This window comes from Wukongibacter baidiensis (assembly GCF_050888315.1).
Taxonomy (GTDB): Bacteria; Bacillota; Clostridia; order Peptostreptococcales; family Caminicellaceae; genus Wukongibacter; species Wukongibacter baidiensis.
Genome location: NZ_CP138202.1, coordinates 6,141,225 through 6,163,603 on the forward strand (window position 1 = coordinate 6,141,225; position 22,379 = coordinate 6,163,603).

Annotated in this window: 26 protein-coding genes and 1 pseudogene; 21 read left to right on the forward strand and 6 right to left on the reverse strand. The window is 32.2% G+C overall.

Features of this window, described 5'->3' with window-relative positions; translation table 11 throughout:
• Positions 1–109: 109 nt before the first annotated feature.
• From R9X47_RS28135 to R9X47_RS28145, 3 genes are all read left to right on the forward strand, one after another.
• Positions 110–1,009, forward strand: coding sequence for a DMT family transporter (locus R9X47_RS28135; RefSeq protein ID WP_432664375.1), 900 nt, complete (start codon positions 110–112; stop codon positions 1,007–1,009).
• A gap of 38 nt (positions 1,010–1,047) precedes the next feature.
• Positions 1,048–1,629: a GNAT family acetyltransferase gene (locus R9X47_RS28140; protein WP_432664376.1), complete on the forward strand. Its 582-nt coding sequence runs from the start codon at positions 1,048–1,050 to the stop codon at positions 1,627–1,629.
• Between the two features lie 246 nt (positions 1,630–1,875).
• Positions 1,876–2,373: an isochorismatase family protein gene (locus R9X47_RS28145; RefSeq protein WP_432664377.1), complete on the forward strand. Its 498-nt coding sequence runs from the start codon at positions 1,876–1,878 to the stop codon at positions 2,371–2,373.
• An 89-nt stretch (positions 2,374–2,462) separates the two neighbouring features.
• Here R9X47_RS28145 and R9X47_RS28150 read toward each other — a convergent pair whose 3' ends face one another.
• Together R9X47_RS28150 and R9X47_RS28155 are read right to left on the reverse strand one after the other, a co-directional pair.
• A complete protein-coding gene (locus R9X47_RS28150; protein ID WP_432664378.1) occupies positions 2,463–2,645 on the reverse strand; it encodes a hypothetical protein in 183 nt (60 codons plus the stop codon).
• A 206-nt stretch (positions 2,646–2,851) separates the two neighbouring features.
• Positions 2,852–3,298: a DUF6144 family protein gene (locus R9X47_RS28155; protein ID WP_432664379.1), complete on the reverse strand. Its 447-nt coding sequence runs from the start codon at positions 3,296–3,298 to the stop codon at positions 2,852–2,854.
• Positions 3,299–3,428: 130 nt separating this feature from the next.
• On the opposite strand from R9X47_RS28155, the gene R9X47_RS28160 reads away from it, so the two are divergent.
• A complete protein-coding gene (locus tag R9X47_RS28160) occupies positions 3,429–3,974 on the forward strand; it encodes a CGNR zinc finger domain-containing protein (RefSeq protein ID WP_432664380.1) in 546 nt (181 codons plus the stop codon).
• Between the two features lie 158 nt (positions 3,975–4,132).
• On the opposite strand, the gene R9X47_RS28165 is transcribed toward R9X47_RS28160, so the two are convergent.
• Positions 4,133–5,380 carry a YncE family protein gene (locus R9X47_RS28165; protein WP_432664381.1) on the reverse strand — a complete coding sequence of 416 codons (1,248 nt, stop codon included), beginning with the start codon at positions 5,378–5,380 and terminating at the stop codon, positions 4,133–4,135.
• Between the two features lie 249 nt (positions 5,381–5,629).
• Between R9X47_RS28165 and R9X47_RS28170 the strand changes: the two genes are divergently transcribed.
• The 4 genes from R9X47_RS28170 to R9X47_RS28185 all read left to right on the forward strand — a co-directional run bounded on the left by R9X47_RS28170 (position 5,630) and on the right by R9X47_RS28185 (position 9,374).
• Positions 5,630–7,171, forward strand: a complete 1,542-nt coding sequence (locus tag R9X47_RS28170; protein ID WP_432664382.1) for a DUF4489 domain-containing protein — start codon at positions 5,630–5,632, stop codon at positions 7,169–7,171.
• A 130-nt stretch (positions 7,172–7,301) separates the two neighbouring features.
• Complete coding sequence (locus tag R9X47_RS28175; protein WP_432664383.1) at positions 7,302–7,709, forward strand: ArsR/SmtB family transcription factor; 408 nt, start codon at positions 7,302–7,304, stop codon at positions 7,707–7,709.
• Between the two features lie 368 nt (positions 7,710–8,077).
• Positions 8,078–8,407 carry a PadR family transcriptional regulator gene (locus R9X47_RS28180; RefSeq protein ID WP_432664384.1) on the forward strand — a complete coding sequence of 110 codons (330 nt, stop codon included), beginning with the start codon at positions 8,078–8,080 and terminating at the stop codon, positions 8,405–8,407.
• Position 8,408: 1 nt separating this feature from the next.
• The gene (locus R9X47_RS28185) at positions 8,409–9,374 is read left to right on the forward strand and encodes a permease prefix domain 1-containing protein (RefSeq protein ID WP_432664385.1); all 966 of its coding nucleotides are present in this window, start codon (positions 8,409–8,411) and stop codon (positions 9,372–9,374) included.
• Between the two features lie 90 nt (positions 9,375–9,464).
• Here R9X47_RS28185 and R9X47_RS28190 read toward each other — a convergent pair whose 3' ends face one another.
• Entirely contained in the window at positions 9,465–10,367 is a 903-nt protein-coding gene (locus R9X47_RS28190) for a hypothetical protein (protein WP_432664387.1), read from the reverse strand.
• 180 nt (positions 10,368–10,547) lie between these two features.
• On the opposite strand from R9X47_RS28190, the gene R9X47_RS28195 reads away from it, so the two are divergent.
• From R9X47_RS28195 to R9X47_RS28225, 7 genes are all read left to right on the forward strand, one after another.
• The gene (locus R9X47_RS28195) at positions 10,548–11,015 is read left to right on the forward strand and encodes a GNAT family N-acetyltransferase (RefSeq protein WP_432664388.1); all 468 of its coding nucleotides are present in this window, start codon (positions 10,548–10,550) and stop codon (positions 11,013–11,015) included.
• Between the two features lie 135 nt (positions 11,016–11,150).
• Entirely contained in the window at positions 11,151–12,404 is a 1,254-nt protein-coding gene (locus R9X47_RS28200) for an MFS transporter (RefSeq protein WP_432664389.1), read from the forward strand.
• 95 nt (positions 12,405–12,499) lie between these two features.
• Positions 12,500–12,919, forward strand: coding sequence for a MarR family winged helix-turn-helix transcriptional regulator (locus R9X47_RS28205; protein WP_432664390.1), 420 nt, complete (start codon positions 12,500–12,502; stop codon positions 12,917–12,919).
• Between the two features lie 6 nt (positions 12,920–12,925).
• Positions 12,926–13,159, forward strand: coding sequence for a PF20097 family protein (locus tag R9X47_RS28210; protein WP_432664391.1), 234 nt, complete (start codon positions 12,926–12,928; stop codon positions 13,157–13,159).
• Positions 13,160–13,257: 98 nt separating this feature from the next.
• The gene (locus R9X47_RS28215; protein WP_432664392.1) at positions 13,258–13,743 is read left to right on the forward strand and encodes a GyrI-like domain-containing protein; all 486 of its coding nucleotides are present in this window, start codon (positions 13,258–13,260) and stop codon (positions 13,741–13,743) included.
• A gap of 32 nt (positions 13,744–13,775) precedes the next feature.
• On the forward strand, positions 13,776–14,099 hold the full coding sequence (locus R9X47_RS28220; RefSeq protein WP_432664393.1) for a DUF3795 domain-containing protein: 324 nt from the start codon (positions 13,776–13,778) through the stop codon (positions 14,097–14,099).
• A 33-nt stretch (positions 14,100–14,132) separates the two neighbouring features.
• A complete protein-coding gene (locus tag R9X47_RS28225) occupies positions 14,133–15,125 on the forward strand; it encodes a Gfo/Idh/MocA family protein (RefSeq protein ID WP_432664394.1) in 993 nt (330 codons plus the stop codon).
• Positions 15,126–15,273: 148 nt separating this feature from the next.
• Here R9X47_RS28225 and R9X47_RS28230 read toward each other — a convergent pair whose 3' ends face one another.
• Positions 15,274–16,449, reverse strand: coding sequence for an adenosylhomocysteinase (locus R9X47_RS28230; RefSeq protein WP_432664395.1), 1,176 nt, complete (start codon positions 16,447–16,449; stop codon positions 15,274–15,276).
• 200 nt (positions 16,450–16,649) lie between these two features.
• Between R9X47_RS28230 and R9X47_RS28235 the strand changes: the two genes are divergently transcribed.
• The 6 genes and pseudogenes from R9X47_RS28235 to R9X47_RS28260 all read left to right on the forward strand — a co-directional run bounded on the left by R9X47_RS28235 (position 16,650) and on the right by R9X47_RS28260 (position 19,673).
• Positions 16,650–17,321 (forward strand): Crp/Fnr family transcriptional regulator, encoded by a 672-nt coding sequence (locus tag R9X47_RS28235; protein WP_432664396.1) that lies wholly within the window; start codon positions 16,650–16,652, stop codon positions 17,319–17,321.
• 351 nt (positions 17,322–17,672) lie between these two features.
• Positions 17,673–18,674: a permease gene (locus R9X47_RS28240; protein ID WP_432667705.1), complete on the forward strand. Its 1,002-nt coding sequence runs from the start codon at positions 17,673–17,675 to the stop codon at positions 18,672–18,674.
• A 43-nt stretch (positions 18,675–18,717) separates the two neighbouring features.
• Positions 18,718–18,951: a thioredoxin family protein gene (locus R9X47_RS28245; protein WP_432664397.1), complete on the forward strand. Its 234-nt coding sequence runs from the start codon at positions 18,718–18,720 to the stop codon at positions 18,949–18,951.
• A gap of 108 nt (positions 18,952–19,059) precedes the next feature.
• Positions 19,060–19,215: pseudogene (locus R9X47_RS28250) on the forward strand (arsenical-resistance protein); the annotation flags it as partial.
• Between the two features lie 36 nt (positions 19,216–19,251).
• Entirely contained in the window at positions 19,252–19,410 is a 159-nt protein-coding gene (locus tag R9X47_RS28255) for a hypothetical protein (protein ID WP_432664398.1), read from the forward strand.
• Between the two features lie 32 nt (positions 19,411–19,442).
• The gene (locus tag R9X47_RS28260; protein WP_432664399.1) at positions 19,443–19,673 is read left to right on the forward strand and encodes a hypothetical protein; all 231 of its coding nucleotides are present in this window, start codon (positions 19,443–19,445) and stop codon (positions 19,671–19,673) included.
• A gap of 154 nt (positions 19,674–19,827) precedes the next feature.
• Here the strand turns inward: R9X47_RS28260 and R9X47_RS28265 are convergent, their stop codons facing one another.
• Positions 19,828–22,107: an ATP-binding cassette domain-containing protein gene (locus R9X47_RS28265; RefSeq protein WP_432664400.1), complete on the reverse strand. Its 2,280-nt coding sequence runs from the start codon at positions 22,105–22,107 to the stop codon at positions 19,828–19,830.
• Positions 22,108–22,379: the final 272 nt, after the last annotated feature.

Below are 22,379 nucleotides of genomic sequence, written 5' to 3' on the forward strand. Positions count from 1 at the left end.
ATTTCAATTTTACAGATGATAAAATCGCATGTATAATTCTTTCTAACAAAGACTTATTGGATTTTAAGATTTTAGAATTCAAAGGAACTTGATAGGAGGAGTAAAAAGTATGAAGGGTAGAATTAAAATAGTAATTGCCATGCTCATATATGGAAGCATAGGAGTTTTTGTTAGAAATATTAATCTTTCTCCGATAGAAATAGCTTTTTTAAGAGCTTTTATAGGAAGTATGTTCTTGTTAGTTGCTGGCTTTTTTATAAAAGAGAAATACTCTATTCAAGCACTGAAGCAAAACATTCTTTTGCTAATAATTTCAGGATCGGCACTTGGGATCAATTGGGTATTATTATTCAGAGCCTATGAATATGTTTCTGTGTCTAGTGCTACTTTAGTCTATTATTTGGCTCCGGTATTCGTGATTCTTCTATCACCAGTAGTTCTAAAGGAAAGATTAAATATTGTTAAGTTGATTTGTGTTATTGTTGCTATGATTGGATTAGTACTAATCATTAACGATAAGTCTGTTGTTTTACAAAATTCTAAGAATTATGCAAAAGGAATAATTTATAGTCTATCAGCTGCTGTATTTTACTCAAGTGTAATCTTAATGAATAAGAAAATAAAGAATTTGACAGGATTCCAGACAACATTGATTCAACTGATATTTTCTTTAATTGTATTACTTCCAGTTATTCTGTATCAAAGCAATATCCAGATAGCAAAATTAAATCCTATATCAATAATCTTTATCCTTGTTCTTGGGATAGTTCATACAGGAGTAGCATATCTATTGTATTTTTCCTCAATGAAAGAGTTAGAAGCCCAATCAATTGCAATATTCTGTTATGTTGATCCTATTTCCGCTATATTCTTTGCCTCAATCTTTTTAAAGGAGAATATAAGTGTTTATGAGATAATTGGAGGTATTCTAATTTTAGGTTCTACCTTTTTAAGTGAAAGAGAATTTCAATCATTAAAAGGAATAAAAGAAGGAAAAATAAAAAATTAATAGAACAACTAACTAAGAAATAAAAAGGAGGAATATAAATGCAGTTAAAAATTGCTGAACTTACTGATATAGATGGAATCTTAGAACTCCATAGCAAATATCAAGTCGATACAATCGCTGAAGAAGATAAGAAAGATGGATTCGTAACAACTTCTTTTACGAAGGAACTGTTATCAGATTTAATTAACGAAGAAAAAGGTATAGCCATAGCAAAAATAGATAAGAAAGTTATAGCCTATGCTATGTCAGCATCTTGGCAGTTTTGGTCTAAGTGGCCAATGTTCCAACACATGATAGCGGATTTACCTAACTTAGAATATCTTGGGAGAAAACTTAGCGTCGATAATTCATACCAATATGGACCAGTGTGTGTAGATAAAAGTGTCAGAGGAACTGGCGTGCTAGAAAAAGTTTTTGATTTTGCCATTGAGCAAATGTCAGAAAGGTATCCAATTATGGTTACATTTATAAACAAAATAAATCCAAGGTCATATGAAGCACATACAAGAAAGTTGGGACTTGAGGTTATACAAGAATTTGAATATAACAATAATAACTATTATGAATTAGTTTATGATACATCAAAGAATCCAAAGAGATATTTATCTCATCATGGATAGAGTTGCATAGAGATGTTTTAACATTGACAGAGTTTACTAGATGTTATGAAAATCTAATTTTACATGTTATAATATCTTTAGATTATAATTACTATTTATGAGTATCATCAATAACAATTATAATCTAATCATTACAGAGGAGGTGGCTTCTATGAAAAATAAACTTAGTAACGCGCAATTAGAAACCAAGGCTGGTGGTTTCTTCTAGAGAAGCGACCCGGCCGAAAATATGAAAGGTGATGTGTAATGAGTATAGCGTTATTAATTATTGATATGCAAAAGGCATTTAAGAATGTTGAGAAATGTAGAGAATCTATAGATGATGCTCTAGAGTATATCAATGAAACCAGCAATATTTTTCGAAATGCGGGAAAACCAGTGATTATTATTCAGGATGAGGAAGTTTCAGAAGGTCCTGGTTCTGATGATTATGACCTAATGGAAGACTTAATAGTAGAAGATTCAGATTATAGAATATCTAAGTTCTATTCTAATGCTTTTTGGAAAACGGACTTAGAGAAGATTTTGAGAGACTTAGATGTTGAATTTGTAGTTATAAGTGGATTTGCAGCAGAACATTGTGTGTTATTTACATACAATGGAGCATTGGAAAGGGGTATAGGTGCCTCTCTTTTACAGCATGGTATAGCGGGATTTGATAAAAATCAAATCAAAGAAACTCAAAATTTAAGAGCAGTTATTAGTATTGAAGCAATTGATTATTTATTAAGGAAGCTAACATAGTAACTAATAAATTTAAGTTGTAAATACTTAAATCCAAAAGTTTAGGGGTGTCTCATAAAACCATATTATGAGACACTCCTATTTTATTATTACATCAATTCTTTACATATCCCATCTTCACAGTAAGGAACACAAAGAATCACATTTAGAAAACTTGCAGTTTCTTCAGTTATGCGAACCTCAGCTTCAGTATCACCACGTTTTACTCTAGCTAAAAATATAGTTTCTTCGCCACATTCCATTTTATTAATACAAACATGTTCTAGATTCATTAATTTATCTATCCTTTCATTTCTCAATCTATACTTTTTGCTTTACAGTATGCAACAGTATATATAAATGTGTCCAGATAGAAAGTTATGATAGAAATGAAAGGCTATTTCTTAAATAGGTTAAAAAAGGTGACAGGAAACTATATTAGCTGTCACCTTATCAGTTATTAAAAAAATCAGACCGCTAACTATGTAATGTAAAGTATCTAACGAACTTTGATTGTCAGCTTACATATTTCATCTCCATTTAATATGGATTTTAGTATTTGAACATCAACTGGTTTATCAAACAATGTTTCAAATATAGCCTTAGAGTATCCTTTCGTGCAATTACATAGGAATGGATCAATATTTTTCATAGTCTCAACCATAGAACACCCACAACGGTGATATTCAAGGTAAATGATATCATTTTCTTTATAAAGTAGTGGAGAGTTATTATATACTTCCTTTTTATAAGTTTCAAATAGAAGATCGATATTATCTTTTTCCGCTATATTATCCCTGATTTCCTTAGCTGACTGGCGAGAACCAGTTAAGTTTGAACATGATCTTCCGCATTTTTCTAATATTTTTTCTCCCTGACTCTCATTTAGATTGCTAATTTCAGATAAAACAGTATTAATCCAATTTCTTGTTTCGTTTGCATCCAAATCAATCACCTCACACATTATTATCCTTAAATTTGTAACCATCAAGTTGACTAAAAGTGGTTACGCAATTACAATTAAAGTATAACATAGCGTGGTGTAATGGTCAATTGATTTTATGGAGGTTACGTATATGGAATTTTTATGTATCGATTTTGTGAATAGCCAATGGTACAATACGCATAAAACATATGTAGAGCCATTAAAGGATCACAAATGGATGGATGAATTTTTGAGGCAATGGAATTTGGAGACTGAACTTGAATTAACTGAAGATACGATTAATGTACTTTTAGATTTACGTTTGAAACTAACAAATTACTTTGAAAAAATATTTTACAATAGAGAAATAGATCAAAAAGATGTTGATCAAATAAATGATTACCTTGCTTTATCTAAGGTCAAGCGCAAATTATTGTATAGTAGCGGAGAATATTTAAGCCAATTAACAACTGTAACAAAGGATTTAAACTGGATTGTTTCTGAAATAGTAGCATCTTTCGTTATGTTACTCACTGAATACGATGATGAACGAATAAAAATTTGTGAGAATCCAGAATGTAAATGGGTTTTCTACGATGAGAGTAGAAGTAGGACAAGGCGATGGTGTGATTCTAAATGTGGAAATCTTATGAAAGTACGTAGGTTTAGAGAAAAGCAAAAAAACAAAAAAGACTAGAATAGTAAGTTTGTACGATATTTGAAATTTAGGGAGCTCGACATGTACGTCAATACTAGCTAAAACACCGGCATTTCAAAATACTGAGGTGCATTCGTATAAAGTATCCAGGAGCTGAACTCATGAGAGATCTTTATGAGACAGCTCCAACTAAAGGATTAGTTATTATCATCGTAGTCATCTGATAAATTATCTATCTTGTCGTTCTCAACTATTTGCACTTCTGAAATAGATTTTAGTGGTTGTATGTGGGAACTATCAACAACTAAAAGCGTATCAGGATATTTTCTTAATCTTATTATCCCTTCGGATTTGAATGACTCAGCATCAACATAACTAATACTATTTCTATATGGATTAGCAGTTACTATATATTTGCTATCATGGGTCATTGCAAAGAAACCGTTAAATTCATTAGAGAATTCTCGAGAATTTTTAAGTATAAAGCTATTAACATGTATATCTCTAACTATCTTATAGAGATATACTTTTTTATGACTGTATTCTGCTGAAACAAATATAGAGGTAAAGTCATCATCATTCTTACACTCTATAATCATCCGTGGATCAGTACTTTTATCGTTAAGAGTCATGACACGAACAAAACGAAAGCCATTAGAAATATCATATATTCTTAGTTCTGTCTTATCTTGACCTTTATCTGAGGTACTTCTTTTTCCGCACACATACAACAATGTTCCATCCATTGATATAGCAAGACAATGAGTTTTTGCCTTGTTGCTATAAATACTCTTTATGACGCTATCCGTTTGTATATCTCCGACATGAAGTTTACCACTGGATTTGTAACCAATAATGAAATATTTATTATCAGGAGTTATGGTTAAATTTTGTGGCTCATCTAGTGATAAGAAAAAAGATTTAAGAACCTCTTCGTTGGATGTATCTATGATAGATAAAGAATGAGCCCCCTTGCTAATTACATATAACTTTTCGGTACCTTCATATTCACCATGGGTTAGTGAAAGACCTATAGGGTTTCCTTTTACTTGGATAGAGTTTTTTAGGGTATGCTGCCTAATGTCAATAACTGATATCCATCCTCCAGTTCCTGAATCAGGATTGGAATTGGCTACATAGAGGGTAGATTGATTGTGACTTAAGGCAATGTTATGGTTATTATGATTATCTAATAAGCCAGGTAACTTAATGGTTCCATGAATTTGATTATCTTCTACGTTGATGATATATATAATACTGTCTTTACTGAATACGTATATAAAATTGCCAGATTCGTTGTTAATCTGTACCATGCCAATGGGAACCATTTCAATTGTAATGTTATTCTCTACTGAATCATTGTGAATATGTGAAACAATGTTCATTCTTGAACTACCTACATAGACGTCATAGTTATCTAACAATTCACTTTTGTTATTACTCAATATAAACATTCCTTTCCAATAATTATCTTTTTTGCTGTACAATATGCAAGTGTTTTTATGAATGTGCGTTTATAAAAAGTAATCGGAATATGAGAAATCTAGTTAGTGTGGGTGTCGCATAAAGAGTGTATGATATTTTGGACAAAATTTATCACAGATGTTAATAAAAAACATATGATGTAGTGAGAACGGAGCATAATTCTGAAAAAATTTTGCATTTAAAGCTTCATATTGTTAGGAGGTATGACAGTGAACAATGATCAAGGCTGTCAAGATTGTAAATCCTGTGAGCCTGTGAATAAATTTGCCAAGTGTAAAGCAAAACACCCAAATCATCAAAAAATATTACTAGAATGTGGAGAAGGAACGGGAAGTAGAGTCTTCACATCAACTAACGATGCTCCATTTCAATTAGCCTATGTTACCCTTGATACGACCTGTCTGAATAGACCTGAAGTTTTAGTCAAGTTCTCTAGCATAGTTGATATTGTGGGACTATCTAGCATTGGAAGTGTTAGGTTACAATACGAATTGTTTAGAGTATGTGGAGATGCTGAACCAAAATTATTAGGAGTTTGGAGGTTTGAAAAAGTTAATTTCAGATCAGCAGCATTTGATCGTCTAGAAGAATCATTTAGTTTTATCTTTTGTGAGTGTACAAATTGTCCAAGATGCTGTGAATATTTTGTGACTGTTACACCAATCGAAATAACAGAAGCAACGGCAACAGTTAGTAATGGAAGAATGTCAGCATTATCCCAACCTTTATGTGATTCTTTAAAGGGTGAAAATAAGACCTATTTGCCAAACTATGATGACACTAAATTCAAACTAAAACATCCCAGGCCTAAAGAAGTATTGCTTGCATGTGGTCAAGGAAATGGAAGCGTAACTTTTAGAGCAGAACAACCATCAGTTAATATAGCCCATGTTACCATTGATACTAGTTGTTTAAGTAAGCCTAAAGTTCTAATTGAGTTTTCAAGTATTATAAAAATTGATGAAGATGTGAGAGATGTCAGTTTACAATTTGAATTGCTTAGAGTCTGTGGTGACAAGGAACCACTATCACTTGGTATTTGGAACTTCAAGAGAATAGATAATAATGACGCTTCGGAAGTAAATAAAACCTTCGATTTCACTTTTTGTGAATGTAAAGCCCCTGAAGGATGCTGTGAATACTTTGTAATGATTACCCCCCTTGAAGTAAATATTGATGATGCTAGAGCGGATGTAGTAGTGGATAATGTTAGAATGGTTGCACTTGCCCAGTTATCAGGTGGATCGAATGATTGTAAAATCCTTGATAGAGAAATCGAATGTATTGATTGCGTACCAAAGCATCCTACAGCGAAAAAAATATTACTTGAATGCGGTGAGGGGACCGGAAGTAAAACCTTTACGTCATCAAATGACCCAGCATTTCTATTAGCATGGGTTACCATAGATACCACTTGTTTGTGTAAGCCAATGATAAATATTGAGTTTTCAAGTCTTGTAAGTTTTGAAGTACTTGTTGACAATGCTGTTGATGGTATAATTCTTTACGAATTGTTCAGAGTTTGTGACAATAGAAAAGCTATATCAATAGGGACCTGGGTATTGGAAAGAATAGAATTTGAGACCATTGGAAGATCAACAAACATATTTAATTTTACCTTTTGCGATTGTATAACCTGTCCTGGTTGTTGTGAGTATTTTGTAACCGCTAAGCCTATTGAAATATCGGCAGAAGGCATTACAGCAACGGTCTCTAATGGTAGAATGGCTGCATTGGCTCAGGAAGGATAGTGAATGATTAAAATATTGAAGCTTAAGGACGACTTTAGTCGTCTTTGTTTTTGATTAAATATTGACAAATTCTCAAGAATAAATTATTATATGATCAAATAGTAATATGATTAAGCGGTAGGAGGTTGCTATGGAACTTATTGATATTTTTAAAGCTCTTGGAGATGAGAATAGACTTAGAATATTTAATCTATTATCCAGACAAAAACTTTGTGTTTGTGAATTAGAAGTGTTACTGCAGATTAAACAGTCAAATTTATCTAGGCATTTAAACAAGTTAAAAACAGAAAAAATTATAATTAGTGAAAAAGTTTCGCAATGGGTGTATTATAGTATTGATGAGAGGTTTATGAATGAAAAAAGAGCCTTCTATGATTGGGTTCTGTTAGAAATCAAAGGGCAGAATAAACATTCAGAAGATGTCAAAAGGCTTAATAGGTATAAAGCAAATAATTTTAACTGCAATGAAATAAAGAATAATCTAGATAAAGTTTTGCAAAAACTAGGAAAAGATAGAGATTTTGAAATGTTATTCTAAAAATAGAGACATTATATGATTATATTACTATATAATCATATAATGTCTACGATTGATAATTTCATTCCTATTGTGAGAAGAATCTACTAAAATAGTTCTTTCTTTAATCTGAAAAAACTATCCAAATATTGGAAATAACAATCTAGTAATCTTATAAAAGCCTCTAAACATCAAATAATGAGGCTTTTTTATTTATGTACATAAATATATTCGTTTGGCAAAAAATAAAATTATTACTACACCTGTCGTAGTAATTGTGCTATAATAAAATTACTACGACAGATGTAGTACGACTGACGGAGTAAAACTAATATAACTATCATTTTAAATCTAAAGTAGTGGTAAGAATGAGAGGAGGGAGAATATATTTGATTAGCAGTGATGTTATTCGAGGGTATAATGATACGATTATTCTGTATATGCTATTAGACAATGATTCCTATGGATATGAGATATCAAAGAATATCAAAGAACTTTCAGATGAAAAATACATCATGAAGGAGACAACATTATATTCTGCTTTCAATCGTTTGATGAAAAACGGATATATTGAATCATTTTTTAAGGAAGAAACCCATGGGAAAAGGCGTAAGTATTATAGTATAACTGAAGCAGGGATAAACTATTACAAGGAAAAGTGCAAAGAATGGGAGGTAACAAAGGAAGTTATTAATCGATTTATAAAGGAGGAGTTGTAAAATGGATACAATTATTAATTACTTAGATAATATGTTTGCAACTTTACCAAAAACAAAACAAATAAAAGACTTGAGAGAAGACATATTATCCAATATGGAAGAGAAATACAATGAGCTTAAAAGAGATGGTAAGTCAGAAAATGAAGCAATAGGTATTGTAATTTCAGAATTTGGGAATATTGATGAATTAATAAAAGAATTTGACATAGAGATTAAAGACGAAAAAGAAGAACTTCCTATTCTAACTGAAGATGAAGTGAATGAATACTTGAGAGTAAACAAAAAAATTAGTAACTTCATTGGAATTGGTGTGTTTTTATGCTTGCTTGGAGCATCTCTACTAATTCTAGTTCCACAATTAATAGAGGATGGCTTCATAACTGGTTTTTCAGAGGGTTCAGTAAGGATGATTAGTCTCATTCCTTTCTTTTCACTTATTGCGATAGCTGTTGGTATGTTTGTATATGCTGGACTGACCATTGATAAATATAAGCATATAGGTAATGGCTTTGAACTACAAGCTCATGTAAGAAAGTCTATTGAGTACAAAAAAGATTCTTCTCATTCGACCTATATACTATCAGTAATTATTGGTGTAATGATGTGTATTCTATCACCAGTGGCATTATTTATAACATCGGTGATAAACGACAATGCATCAAGTTATGGAGTAGTTCTCCTGTTGCTTATCATTTCTGTAGCAGTATATATTTTCATATACTTTGGATGGATTCAAATAAGCTATAAAAAATTATTAAAAATTGAGGACTATCCAAATCTCAGCAAGGAAAACAACAAAGTAATTAGTGCTGTTGCTGCAATTGTGTGGCCACTTGCTGTTATCATCTTTTTGATTACTGGTTTGATTTTTAATCAATGGCATATTAATTGGATTGTGTTCCCAATTACAGGGCTATTGTTTGCAATGTTTAGTGGCGCATATACCAGTATCAAAGAAAAAAATTGATAGATAGCCACAGGGTGTCTCAGAAATTCATCATTCTGTGACACCCTTTATACTATCTAGAAAATCCAATTAATAGATCGTGAAGGAACATTAATTCTGTATATAGTTAGATAGAAACTTATGTTCCATCCAGTTCACATCAATCCAGCCTTTATCTTCATCTTTACCATTATAATATACATATTCTTGATAGATATTTTTTGAAGCTTCAAATTGTAGTACTATCCCTAGATATTGAGAATTAGTACCATACTTATCAAGGGTTTCTTTTTCTAAGGCCGGTGCTAGGTCATTTTCTATTTTTTCTTTCATTTTATTTATATACCTATCGCTGTACATTTTATTATTCTTTACATTTACTATAATAACTCCATCATTTTTAAAGGTTTTTCTAATATTGATAGTACTACGCAGGTCTCCATTTTTCTTAATAAAGTCTTCAACAGACTTACTTTTAAGGGTTTTGAAGGTATAGTTATTATAAACATTTTCCCAATATTTGCACGATGTTAGCTTTAAATCTTTAAATGTGTAGTCATATCTAAAGGCCTTAACATCATTAATATATACTCTTAAGCTCAATTTTTCAAAAGGTTTATCCTCGGACTTAAGTATGTCCGTTAATTGAGACTGATAAGGAGATGTTCCTATTGGAGCTGGATGCATGCTAATAAATGAGTTAGAAAAGTATGACATGAATTCATCAATTTCTAAGCTAGTTACTGAGCTATCGAAATTAACCACAAAATTATATTGTCCTGGGGAGTAATATAGTATATGGCTAGTTAGACTTTTTAGCTTAAACACTTTTTTGAAAATAGCATCAGCAGATTCAGGGTCTCCAATAACATCAGTATATGAAAGTGCATCCTCTTGAAAATATGGATCTATTTGTGAAGAGGTTTCGTTAGTCCCGTTTGTATAGGTGGTACAACTACATAAGAATAAGCTAAGGGAAAATATGATTATGAAACGAATTAATCTTTCTTTCATCTATAAAACCTCCTATTATAACAAGAATAAATTTAAAATATTTATAAAAATAATAATATACATCAGCAGTGTGTTTGTTAGGTACTATTTTACAATTATGTAATTATTATAACATAATGAGTTGAATAGTGAATGATTAGGGCGACTAAAGTAGTTAAAAAATTTCTAGGGGGTCAAATAATGTTTATACGTGAAGCTGTTTTAGAAGATATGGAAAGTATAAAAATTCTACTCGATGAACTAAACCACTCAAGTGCAGAACTTTTACCCAGCTTTTTTAAGATTGCTGAGACTACCAATGAAGAAATTAAAAAATTAATAAATAATGAAAGTTGTGAACTGATAATAGCAGAAGAATATAGGAAAATCGTTGGATTGATTGAAATTCATTTAAATGAGACAAAAAATATACCAGTTTTAATTAAAAAGAGATACATATACATTCAGAACTTAATAGTTCAAGAATCTTTTCAAAGAAAAGGAGTAGGAAAAGCTTTAATTGATGCTGCTAAGAAATGGGGCTCTGAGCGTGGGATTAAGTATTACAGATTATCGGTAATACCAAGCAATAATTCCGCTATATCATTTTATATCAATGAAGGCTTTGAGCCAATTATGTATAATATGGAAATGGAGATAAAAGATTAAATAAGTATAACAAGTACAGAGTTTGAACAATAAAATTGACAAAATTATTACCCTGTTATAGAATATAGCCATATAATTAGTTAGCTATAACTAACTAATTATATGGCTATTATTTTTTTATAAGGTGGGGTATTTATGAAAGGTATATTTAGAAACAAGAATATAATGTTACTTATTTTTGGAAGAAGTACTTCAATTTTTGGAGATGTAATGCTTATGACAGCCCTAGCTTTACACGTGTTAAAGATTACAAATTCACCGAAAGCTTTTGGTACAATTATGGCAATCGCTTATATTCCAAGATTAATTTTCAGTTCTTTTTCAGGAGCAATAGTAGATAGAATTCCCAAAAAGAAATTAATGATACTTTTGGATTTTGCAAGGGGTGTAGCCCTGATAGGAATATTAATATTCAATAATTACAGTCTTCCGATTATATATTTAGTTATTCTTACATTTGCAATAGCCGATACTTTTTTTATACCAGCTTCAGTGTCAGTCATCCCCAAAATTGTTCCTCTGGAGGATAGAAAGGATGTCAACTCCATTGATCAGACTATAGACAACTCACTTAACGTTATTTCACCGCTAATAGCCAGTGCGTTGTATGTATCTGGTGGGCTTTTTGTTATCGTTTTAGTTGACGCTATAACTTTTATTGTCTCAGCAATTTCTGAAATGCTATTGACGTTTGATGATACCATATCTGAGAAAAAAGGAAAAATTGCTAAAGATATGCTAAGTGTATTCAAGTTATTAAAAGAAGATATAAGAGTTGGTTCCTTGGTGGTAAATGGAGCATTAACACATCTTTTTTTAATACCATTTATAGAAGTTGGGATCATTTCTTTACTTCTAGTAACCTTTAAATCTCCAGAGATACATTATGGAATAGTTAGAGCAACAATATCTGTTGCAACAATCCTTGCTGGATTCTTGGCATTTGCAATCAAAGATAAGGATGTATCAAAAAATATTAATATAGGGATTCTAGGAATATTGACATCGGTATTTTTCTTCGCTATTGTGATTTTTACTCCAGTTGTAGACCTTATGAGTAGATCAGTAAATCTGCCAGTAATATACCTTTCAATGGCATGTTTTGTAATGTTTCTTTCATTTGGTTTTTATGCAGTTTTTTTCAGAACCTTTTATCAGACAGAAGTTCCAGAAAATATGTTAGGACGATTTATTTCCGTATTTATTATCTTTATTTCTCTCTCAAGAATTATTGGGATGTATGTCTATGGAATCCTTTTCGAAAGTTATCCAGTATGGATACCAATACTGATTCTAGGTGTAGGTATGCTATTGAAGTTGATAGTTCATATCCCATTTTTAAAAGAAGAGCAGAGGATTAATAGAGGCAATATAGATTTGAATATATGATAGTTCAATTCTATTACTCTCAAACCTCCTTGAGTCATTGGATGTTCAATGATAAAATTACAATAATAAAGACTAAGACACAATGAGGTGTTAGAATGGAACTATATGAGATAATTGATAAGTTAACCGATAAAATGAGTGAAATGGTAAGAGATGAAAAGATAAAACTTATTGGTCAAGAAGAGCTCGAAAAAATAAGTTACGGAAGTTTTAGAGTATTAGAAGTTGTAGCAAATTCTGAGGATGCAACCATAAGCTCAATTGCCAAGGCCCTAAATATAACTAAGGCATCTACTTCAGTTGCCGTACGAAAAATGGAGTCAGAGGGACTTGTATACAAAGAACAGTCATCAGAAGATAAAAGAGTGTATTTTATTAGATTAAGCGAAAAGGGGAAGGCGATCAAGAAAGGTGAAATTAATTCACTCAAGAGAATGGGAATGTATGTGGAAAGCAAACTATCAGAAGAAGAAGCAAAAAAGTTTAAAGAATATATGATAAAGCTGCTGAGGTGATTAGATATGAAATGTCCTTATTGTAATAAACCTATGGCTTATGGAACTATAAAGGGAGATAGAGGAGATCTGAGATGGTATAGCTCAGAAGAGAAGGGTAATAAGTTTATTGAGTTTCTGGGTTATGGTGGAGAGGTTGTAAGTACAAGACCTGGCTTTAGACCAGTTATTGAAGGTTTTAGATGTAATGATTGTAGTAAGATTATAATAGAAGTTTATGATGAGGAAAAAGATACGTAAGTGATATTAAGAAGAATTATATATATGCTTATTTAATAAGATGATCCGGAAAGAACGTGTAGAGTCGATCAGTATATACCTATAAAGGAGAAAGAAGAATGGTAAGAATAGAAAATTTACAAGAAAAAAAGCTTATAGGAATGAGTAAAGAGATGAGTTTCATGAACGATAAAACATTTGAGTTGTGGAATGGTTTTATGAAGAAACATAGTAACATAAAAAATAGAGTAGATTCTAATTTCATATCTATGAATGTATACGGTAAGAAGCATACTCCCGATACTGAGTTTGAAAAGTGGGCAGTTGTGGAAGTCACAGATTTCGATGATGTGCCTAATGAAATGCTAACCTACGTCTTACAAGGCGGTTTGTATGCAGTTTTCATACATAAAGGACCTGCAAATGCCTTTCACTTAACTCAGCAATATATATTTGAAAAATGGTTGCCAAGTTCACAGTATGAACTAGATCATAGAGAACATTTTGAAGTTCTAAAGAAGAATTATAGGCCTGATGATCCAAATGCGGAAGAGGAGGTTTGGATACCTATAAAGCCGAAGAATAATGAGTCAAAAAATAGGTAGCCTGTATCTATATGAAGGGAATTGGGGGATATATGAGAAAGTATGATGGGTATATACCACCATGTGGTATTTACTGCGGTGGATGTCCAAACTATGTAAGAGAAAAAAATCCTTGTTTAGGCGCAGGAGAGCATTGTAAGAAAAGAAGATGTAAAGGTATTTATGTATGTTGCGTAGAAAAAAAGGGATATAGATATTGCTACGAATGCAAATCATTTCCCTGTAGTCGATTCAAGAAATTTTCTGAGACCTGGTTAAAGCTAGATCAGGATCTAATTCTAAATCAGGAGAAGCTAAAGGAGTTAGGTGAAAAGAAATGGCTGCAAATGTGGCAAGATTATATAACAACTGACTAAGTAGAAAATGTAATACTTAAGGAGGTAACTCACATGAGACCTATAGACTTATGCTTTATTGGGGCAGGTTTTCACGCTTCAACAAATATTTATCCATCAGCAATTGAAGCGGGAATAAAAATCAAAGCTATCGCAACGCGAAATATAGAAAACTCCAGGAAAGCTTTGATTAGATTTGGGAGCGAAGGCAATCCATATGATGACTATAAGAAAATGCTTGCATCTGAACCATGTGACGGTGTTATTATTGTGGCTCAGCCTAAAGATCAGTTTCAAATTGCACAGGAATGTATAAAATTAGGGAAAAATATATTTGTCGATAAGCCATTAGGATGGACTGAAGAAGAAGCTAGAATCATACATGAACTAGCCAAAGAAAATGGAGTTTTTGCCATGGTTGGATTTATGAAGAGATTTGCTCCATGCTATGAAAAAGTAAAAGAAATGATTGCATCCAAAGAGTTAGGTGAAGTACGTTCTTTTACTGTTAATTTTGCAGTGGATGGTACACCTTTTTGCAAAGATGAAGAAAGCTTTATTAAACTTGCAGCAATTCACATCATCGATTTAGTAAGGTATTTGTTTGGTGAAGTTAAGGATGTTACTGGATTTAGTAACAGTCATAATGAAAATATATCCCAGTGTTTTTCTATAAAATTTGAGTCAGGCGTAGTGGGTAGTTTTTACTTTTCTAGTATGACGGCTTGGTCAAGGGAGAGTGAAAACTTAACAGTAACGTTTGATGATGGTTTTGTACAAACTGAGGAGATTAATAAGGTTATTATACATAAAAGCAAGCAAAATGATAAAGTATCTTATGCAGCCCATACTGAAGAAGATCGCATATTTACCCCATCCATGACACCAATGTCAGGTACTTTGCGGGACATATATCTTAGAGGGTTTGTTGGAGAAATGAATCATTTATCTACATGCTTAAGGGATGGAGTAATACCATCTTCTAATGATAAGGATAATGTAGAAACCATGAGACTCTGTGATCTCATTTTAAATGCTTTGAAGTAGAGGAAATTAATGTACATATGAAAGTGATTTACCTGAACTGTATATAATATTGAAATTGGATGCAATAAAAGAAGCTTTTTTTCCTTAATTGCATCCAATAAGAATGATGCTGTACAACTTATGATAAATTTAATCAATGTCAGTAATCTTAAATACTTTTAAGGGATATTTCACTAATGGCTTGATTAATGTCATCTGGTACCGTTTGCATTCCATTAACTAAGGTATCATGATTGTTAATTATTTTAGCAGCAGATGCTGACTGAAGTCCTAGTCCTAAGTCCATAATTTCTATTGGATTGCCATCTCCTGCTGATAGATTAATAGGGCTGGCATTCTCCAATATATAAAGTGTTTTAGAGTCAACAGTAAGTTTTGTAATGCCTTTTTTTACATCTAACACTTCAGAAGAAGCTTCTTTCAAGCCTTGTACATCTATTTCAAAGCCATAATGACCCGAATTAGCAAGAATTACTCCATCTTTTATTAATGCAACGTGTTCAGGTCTAATAACATCAAATCTACCTGTTACAGTAATAATGACATCAGCCATAGGAATAAGTTCTTCTAGTTCTCCAACGAAGTGACCTTCAGCCTTTGCTTTAAGACTATATAAAGGGTCAATATCATAAACCATTGTCGTAGCACCCATTCCTTTAAACTTAGTTGCAACACCACTGCCGCACCAACCGTAACCTATAACTAACACTTTTTTTCCACCTAGTAGTAAACTGGTACATCTCATAAAGCCATCTACTACCGACTGGCCAACACCAATTGCATTCTCTAACATTTTTTTTAGAGGAGAATCATCGATAACAATGATTGGAAAATCTATATCTAACTTTGCATCTTCAATAAGAAGCTTGCCGGAACGAGTTTCCTCATTGGCTCCAAGCGGTTTCCAGTTTGGCTTGGCTTCATAGTATGCAAGGGTCAAGCTACCTCCGTTGTCTAAGAAAAGATCACATTTATGTTTCATTACTTCCTTAAGATATTTTTTATGATCTTCTAAGGTATCGTTTTCCTTTGCTAAAACAATTACTTTATCTAAAGTAGCTAAATAAGCTGCCGTATCCTTTTTGGTAGTTCCAAGACAACCAACTAGATAAATATGCTCAGCACCACCCTTTAATAGACCCTCTATCCAAAATGCAGTTTTAGGTTCTACATGCATACATATTGCTAGAGTTGTTCCTTTAAAAGTTTGTTCCTTAACAAATGTTTCTTCAAGACTCCTTAAAATAGGCATTTGAGCTCTAAACCATTCAATACGATCTTTACCAGATTCTGATAAGTTAATATCATCAATAATTGACTTCATATATCGAGTCCACCTTTCTTTTTACTTTCAATATTTAATAACAGTATAAATTAATATTTTTTCATTAAGTGAGGACAATTGTCCGGGGAAGTATAAAAAAAATTTGGTAAAATAAAATTAGAGTCACATAGTAATAATGAAAAGAAAGATGTTAATAGAAAAGTTTTATAAAAGACTTTTTTATTCTAGAGGTGATAGCTTTGGAAAAAGTAGGTAGGATAGAGGTATTAAAAAAATATATAGATAAATACTCCCTGAGCAATATATTTGATGATCATAGTATCGAAGAAATTGAACTACATCGGTATGAGGCAGATGAAATGATTCTAATAGAAAATAGCGAGCGGAATTATTTTTATATATTAGTAGAGGGAAGAGCTAGAGTTTCTCCTTCATCAGAAGAGGGGAAATTTGTGTTGCTAGATTATTTGCAGCCAATTGATATACTTGGTGATATTGAATATATATTTAATGACAAATATTATCATAACGTAAAAGCTTTAGTTAAAACTACCCTAATTGCAATTCCTATTAAAACACTTGAATCGTATCTTAGCAATAACATTTACTTTTACAAATTTATATGTGAAAGAATGGCTTGCAAAATTAGAAGTACTTCTATTAAGTATTCTAGAGCATTGCTGTATCCATTAAAAAGTAGATTAGCTAAGTATTTTTATGATTTGGCCGATGGTACTAATGGAGCTATTAAGGTAAAGTTTAAACAAACAGCTGAGTACTTTGGTATTTCACCACGTCATTTGAGAAGAATTGTTGTTGAACTAGAGGAAACAGGTATTATTAAGCGTTCCAATGGCAAAATCATAGTGTTAGATAGTGAGAGGTTAAAAGATGAAGCCTCTTATTTATAAGAAAAAATAAAATTGAATATATTTGGCTACCAAGGTATCATTGGTAGCTTTTTTTTGTGAAAAAAGCAAATATCATTTGGTTTTGATTCTGTAAAGCCATAAAAAAACATGCTTCCGTGTATTAACTCGTTTTTATTAAAGTTGTTTTTCTGGGAGAAATTTTACTTTAATTATTGACAAATAGAAAAAACAGGAATATTATATTAGTAAATTAGTATATTAGAATTTTATAATATACTAACTTTAATATAGAAAATTTATACAAAGGGGTGGTTTGAGAATTATCATAATATCAAAAATAAAAAAGTTATACAAAGAAATAAACAAGTTAACTTGGAAGATAAGGAGTTGATTAAATTGATAGAATGGCTAAATAATATATTGCAATTTAAATGGCTTTACAATATAGTAGAGAGTCTAGTTGAGAATGTATTTGGTATATCCATGGCTACAAAGTTAGGTTCGAGTATACATTTTTTTATCTATGATACGATCAAAATACTTATTTTACTTGGTTTCATGATTTTTACAATTTCCTATATAAGAAGTTATTTTCCACCGGAAAGAACTAAAAAGATATTAAGTAGATTCAGTGGCATTACAGGAAATATTATGGCATCACTCTTAGGATTAGTAACTCCGTTTTGCTCATGTTCATCGGTTCCGATTTTTATCGGTTTTGTTGAAGCCGGTGTACCTCTTGGAGTAACTTTTTCATTTCTAATAACATCACCTATAGCAAATGAAGCAGCTTTTGCGATACTTCTAGCATCCTTTGGATGGAAGATAGCTGTAGCATATATTATAACAGCAGTTATAGTAGGTGTAGCAGGAGGTTTATTAATAGGAGCATTAGGATTAGAAAAGGAAGTCGAGGAATATGTATATGAGATACAAATGGGTGAAGTAGCAATTGAAGATCTGAGTAATCAGGATAGAGTTAAATTCGCATTAGACAATGTCAAAGAGATTATTAAGAGAATATGGTTATATCTAGTAGCCGGGATTGCTATTGGAGCAACTATTCACGGATGGGCTCCAGCTCCGGTATTAGCTAAGTATGCAGGGCCAAATAATCCTCTAGCAGTACTTGTAGGAGTTTTAGTTGGAATTCCACTATATTCAAATGCATTAGGTACTATACCAATTGCGGAGGCACTAATTAACAAAGGTGTAGGAATAGGAACTGCTCTATCATTTATGATGGCAACCACTGCACTATCTCTTCCAGAGATGATACTTTTGAGGAAGGTTATAAAACCTAAACTTATAACTACTTTTGTAATTATTACTGGTATTGGTATTATTGGAGTCGGATATTTATTTAATGGAGTAGCTCACTTGTTAATTTAATTTAGAAGACTCAAAACATATATTAATTAAAGGAGGAGTTTAAATGATAATCAAGGTTTTAGGCTCAGGATGCACAAACTGTAAAAAACTTGAGGAAAATGCTAAGAAGGCTGTAGAAGGATTAGGTGTTAATGCAACTATCGAAAAAATTCAAGATTTTAAGGAAATAATGAAGTATGGTGTAATGAAGACACCGGCATTAGTAGTTGATGAAAAGGTAGTAGTTATGGGAAAGGTGGCCAAGGTTGATGAAATAAGGAAACATCTTAGTAAATGATAGATGTTATTAAGAAAAAATTTTTTTTGCTCTTCACATAGATGAATATCGATGTGTTTAATGAAAAAGGCGATTGAGGATAAATGAGTAGATAAAGGAGAAATAATACTTGACGTTGCTGTAGCAATATCATTGTTTGGGCTTAAATCAGGTGCAACCCTAGCCACTGTAGTTGGTGTATTAGTAGAAGTGCCATTAATGCTTACACTTGTTAAAATAGCAAATAATATAAGACATTGGTTTGTAGATGATTGTTGGGATTAGTTATCAATAAAAATCATATTAAAAGGGGGATAAGTTATGAGCTATTATAACAATCCATATGGTATAGACCGTATGAAGGAGAAAGAAAAACTGGAGAATGAAAGAATGAAGAAAATGGAAAGTGCAATGATGGAAATAGTGGCTCAACTAAGGAATATTGGAGAACGTCTAGAAAAAATTGAGAAGAAAATATAAAGAAGGCGTAAAAAAACTAAAAAAGTGAAGTTTTGGCTGGTTTTACTAACCAGCTATTTTTTTCTTTAAGAAAAATTAGTGTTTATCTTATGGAGGCTACTGCATTTGCTTTAACTGGTGGAGAACTAGACCACTCTTTTGAAAAATGGGTGGCCAGTAAAACATTATTTGAAGTTGCTTCAAAAGCAGTACGTAAAGATAGAAAAGAACGATTTCAATCAATCGATGAATTTATCTTAGCTTGGAGCGCTACTAAAAGGTAGGTAAATATAGAAAGGCTTACAGTTAGACAAGCTAGTAAAGACCTATGCAACTAGACTAGCTTGTCTTGCCTGAATAAAATCCAAGTCATATAAACACTGTTAGATAGTAGGGAAGTTATATCTAGCAAAAATATTTAAAGAATTATAAAAGCTTCTATTGTGACTTTAACATATCTGGCAAACTATCAATTAAATAAGGACGTGTTATTGATACTTCTGAATTTAGCATTTCTCCAGGCTTTCCTGAAAAGAGTATACTACCGCCAGTCATTCCACCACTAGGACCAAGCTCTATAATATAATCAGCATCTTTCATTACATTAATGTTGTGTGAAATAAGAAAAAGGCTATTTCCTTCATCCACAAGCTGATTAAAGAGCTTCATGAGTTTTTTAACGTCGTTGAGATGGAGTCCATCAGTTGGCTCATCAAGTATAAATACTGTTCCTCTTTGATTAAGCTGACTTGCGAGCTTAACTCGTTGGAGTTCACCTCCTGATAAAGTTGTAATTGACTGATTAAGATGAAGGTAGCCAAGGCCTACCCTTTCAAGAGAATGTAGTTTCTCAGTAAAATCTTCCCCTTTGAAAAATTCAATAGCCTCATCAACAGTAAGATTCATTACCTCTGCAATGTTTTTACCATGATAGGTATATTTAAGAACTTCCATAGAGAAGCGATTTCCGTGGCAAACATCACACACTGTTTCAATCGAATCCATAAAGGACATATCAGAAATGATAATTCCTTTACCACCACATGCGGGACAGCCTCCCTTTGAGTTGAAACTAAACAATGTATGGCTTACTTTGTTTGACTTTGAAAAAAGCTGTCTTATAGGATCTGAAATATCTAGGTATGTAGCAGGCGTTGACCGAGAACTTTTTCCGATATTTTTTTGATTTATAGAAACTATCTCTTTATGATAAACACTTTGAAAAAAATCCATGAGAGAACTTTTTCCTGAACCTGCCACGCCTGCAATAACCGTTAAAACCCCCAAAGGAAGCTTGAGAGAGAGATTTTTTAAATTGTGATAATTAGCATTACTAATTGAGAACCAATCAGTAGGCTTCCTAAGGTACGTTTTAAAGGATTTTCTGTGTTTTAATGATTTTCCAGTAAGATTATCGGAATCTATAAGATCCTCGTAGGAACCTGTAAAGATTATTTCTCCTCCCTTAGAACCTGACTTTGGTCCCATATCAATAATAAAGTCTGCCATTTTTATGATTTCTTTGTGATGCTCAACGATCAAAATCGTGTTTCCGTTATTTCTCAGCTTAATCAGAGATTCTTTTAAAAGCTTTATGTCGTGGGGATGGAGTCCAGCACTAGGTTCATCAAGGACATAAACTACATCAGTTAAGGCCGAGTTTATATATTTTGCAATTTTTATCCTTTGTGCTTCGCCTCCTGATAGGGTTCCAATGCCCCTATTTAGAGAAAGGTAGCCAAGGCCTATTTCAGTCAATGCAGTAAGACGCTTTATGAGCTCTCTTTTTAAATCCTGTGCTAAATGATGATCAATGGATTTAATAAATTTTATTGCTTCAGGTATATGCATATCCGTAACATCGGCTATATTTTTATGGTTTATTCTACAGCTCCTTATTTTGTCGTTTACCCTTGAGCCGCTACACTCTGGACAAATAGAGGTTGTTATCATCTTATCAAGTATTTTTTGATGCCTCTTTCCTTCTTTTTTGTGTATTATGCTTCTGTACATTCTTGGGTATATACCTTCAAACTTAGCAGATTTTGGCCAGTGAGGAGGCGGGTTTTTTAGCTTTATCTGAGGCGAATAAAGGAACAAATCAAGTTCGTCTTTAGAATAATCCTTGATTTTTTTATCAAGGTCAAATAGACCACTGTAAGCATATCTTTTCCATCGCCACGCACCTGTTGTAAAAGCAGGAAAACTTATAACACCTTCATCGTTTAAGGATTTATTAAAATCCACAAGTTTATGGATGTTTAGATCGGTTACAACTCCTAATCCATCGCAGCGAAGGCATTTTCCCGATGGGTGATTGAAAGAAAAGCTATCGGAATATCCCACAAAGGGTTCACCTACTCTTGAAAACAAAAGCCTTAAAAGAGAATAAATGTCTGTATATGTACCTACAGTAGAACGGGAATTAGCTGTTGGCTTTTTTTGATCTAAAACTATAGCAATAGGAAGGTTTTCTATTCTTTCAACATCAGGCCTCCCGTATTTAGGAAGATATTGCTGAACGAAGCTTGGAAAAGTTTCATTTAGCTCTCTTCTTGATTCCGCAGCTATTGTATCAATACATAGAGAGGATTTTCCAGAGCCTGAAACACCTGTAAAGACTGTTATCTGTTTTTTAGGGATCTTCACTGATACATTTTTTAAATTATTTTCATAGGCATTTATTATATGTATAACTTCGGTTTCAACTATTGACACCAAATCACCCCATTAAAGTAAATAAAATGACTATATAAGATTTTGCTAATGATAAATAAAGAATCTATAGTTATTCTAATAAAATATATCATAAAATTCAATTTTTTCAACCATTTTACTTAGAATATAATTGAAAATAGATAAAACTAGTTAAAGGAATTTCACAAAATTTGCTTAAGTAGTATAGTTGTCGATGAATTTATCTTAGCATGGAGCTATGCAAACAAAATTCGCATAGCTAATATAGTTGACTATAAACTGTAATTAAATAA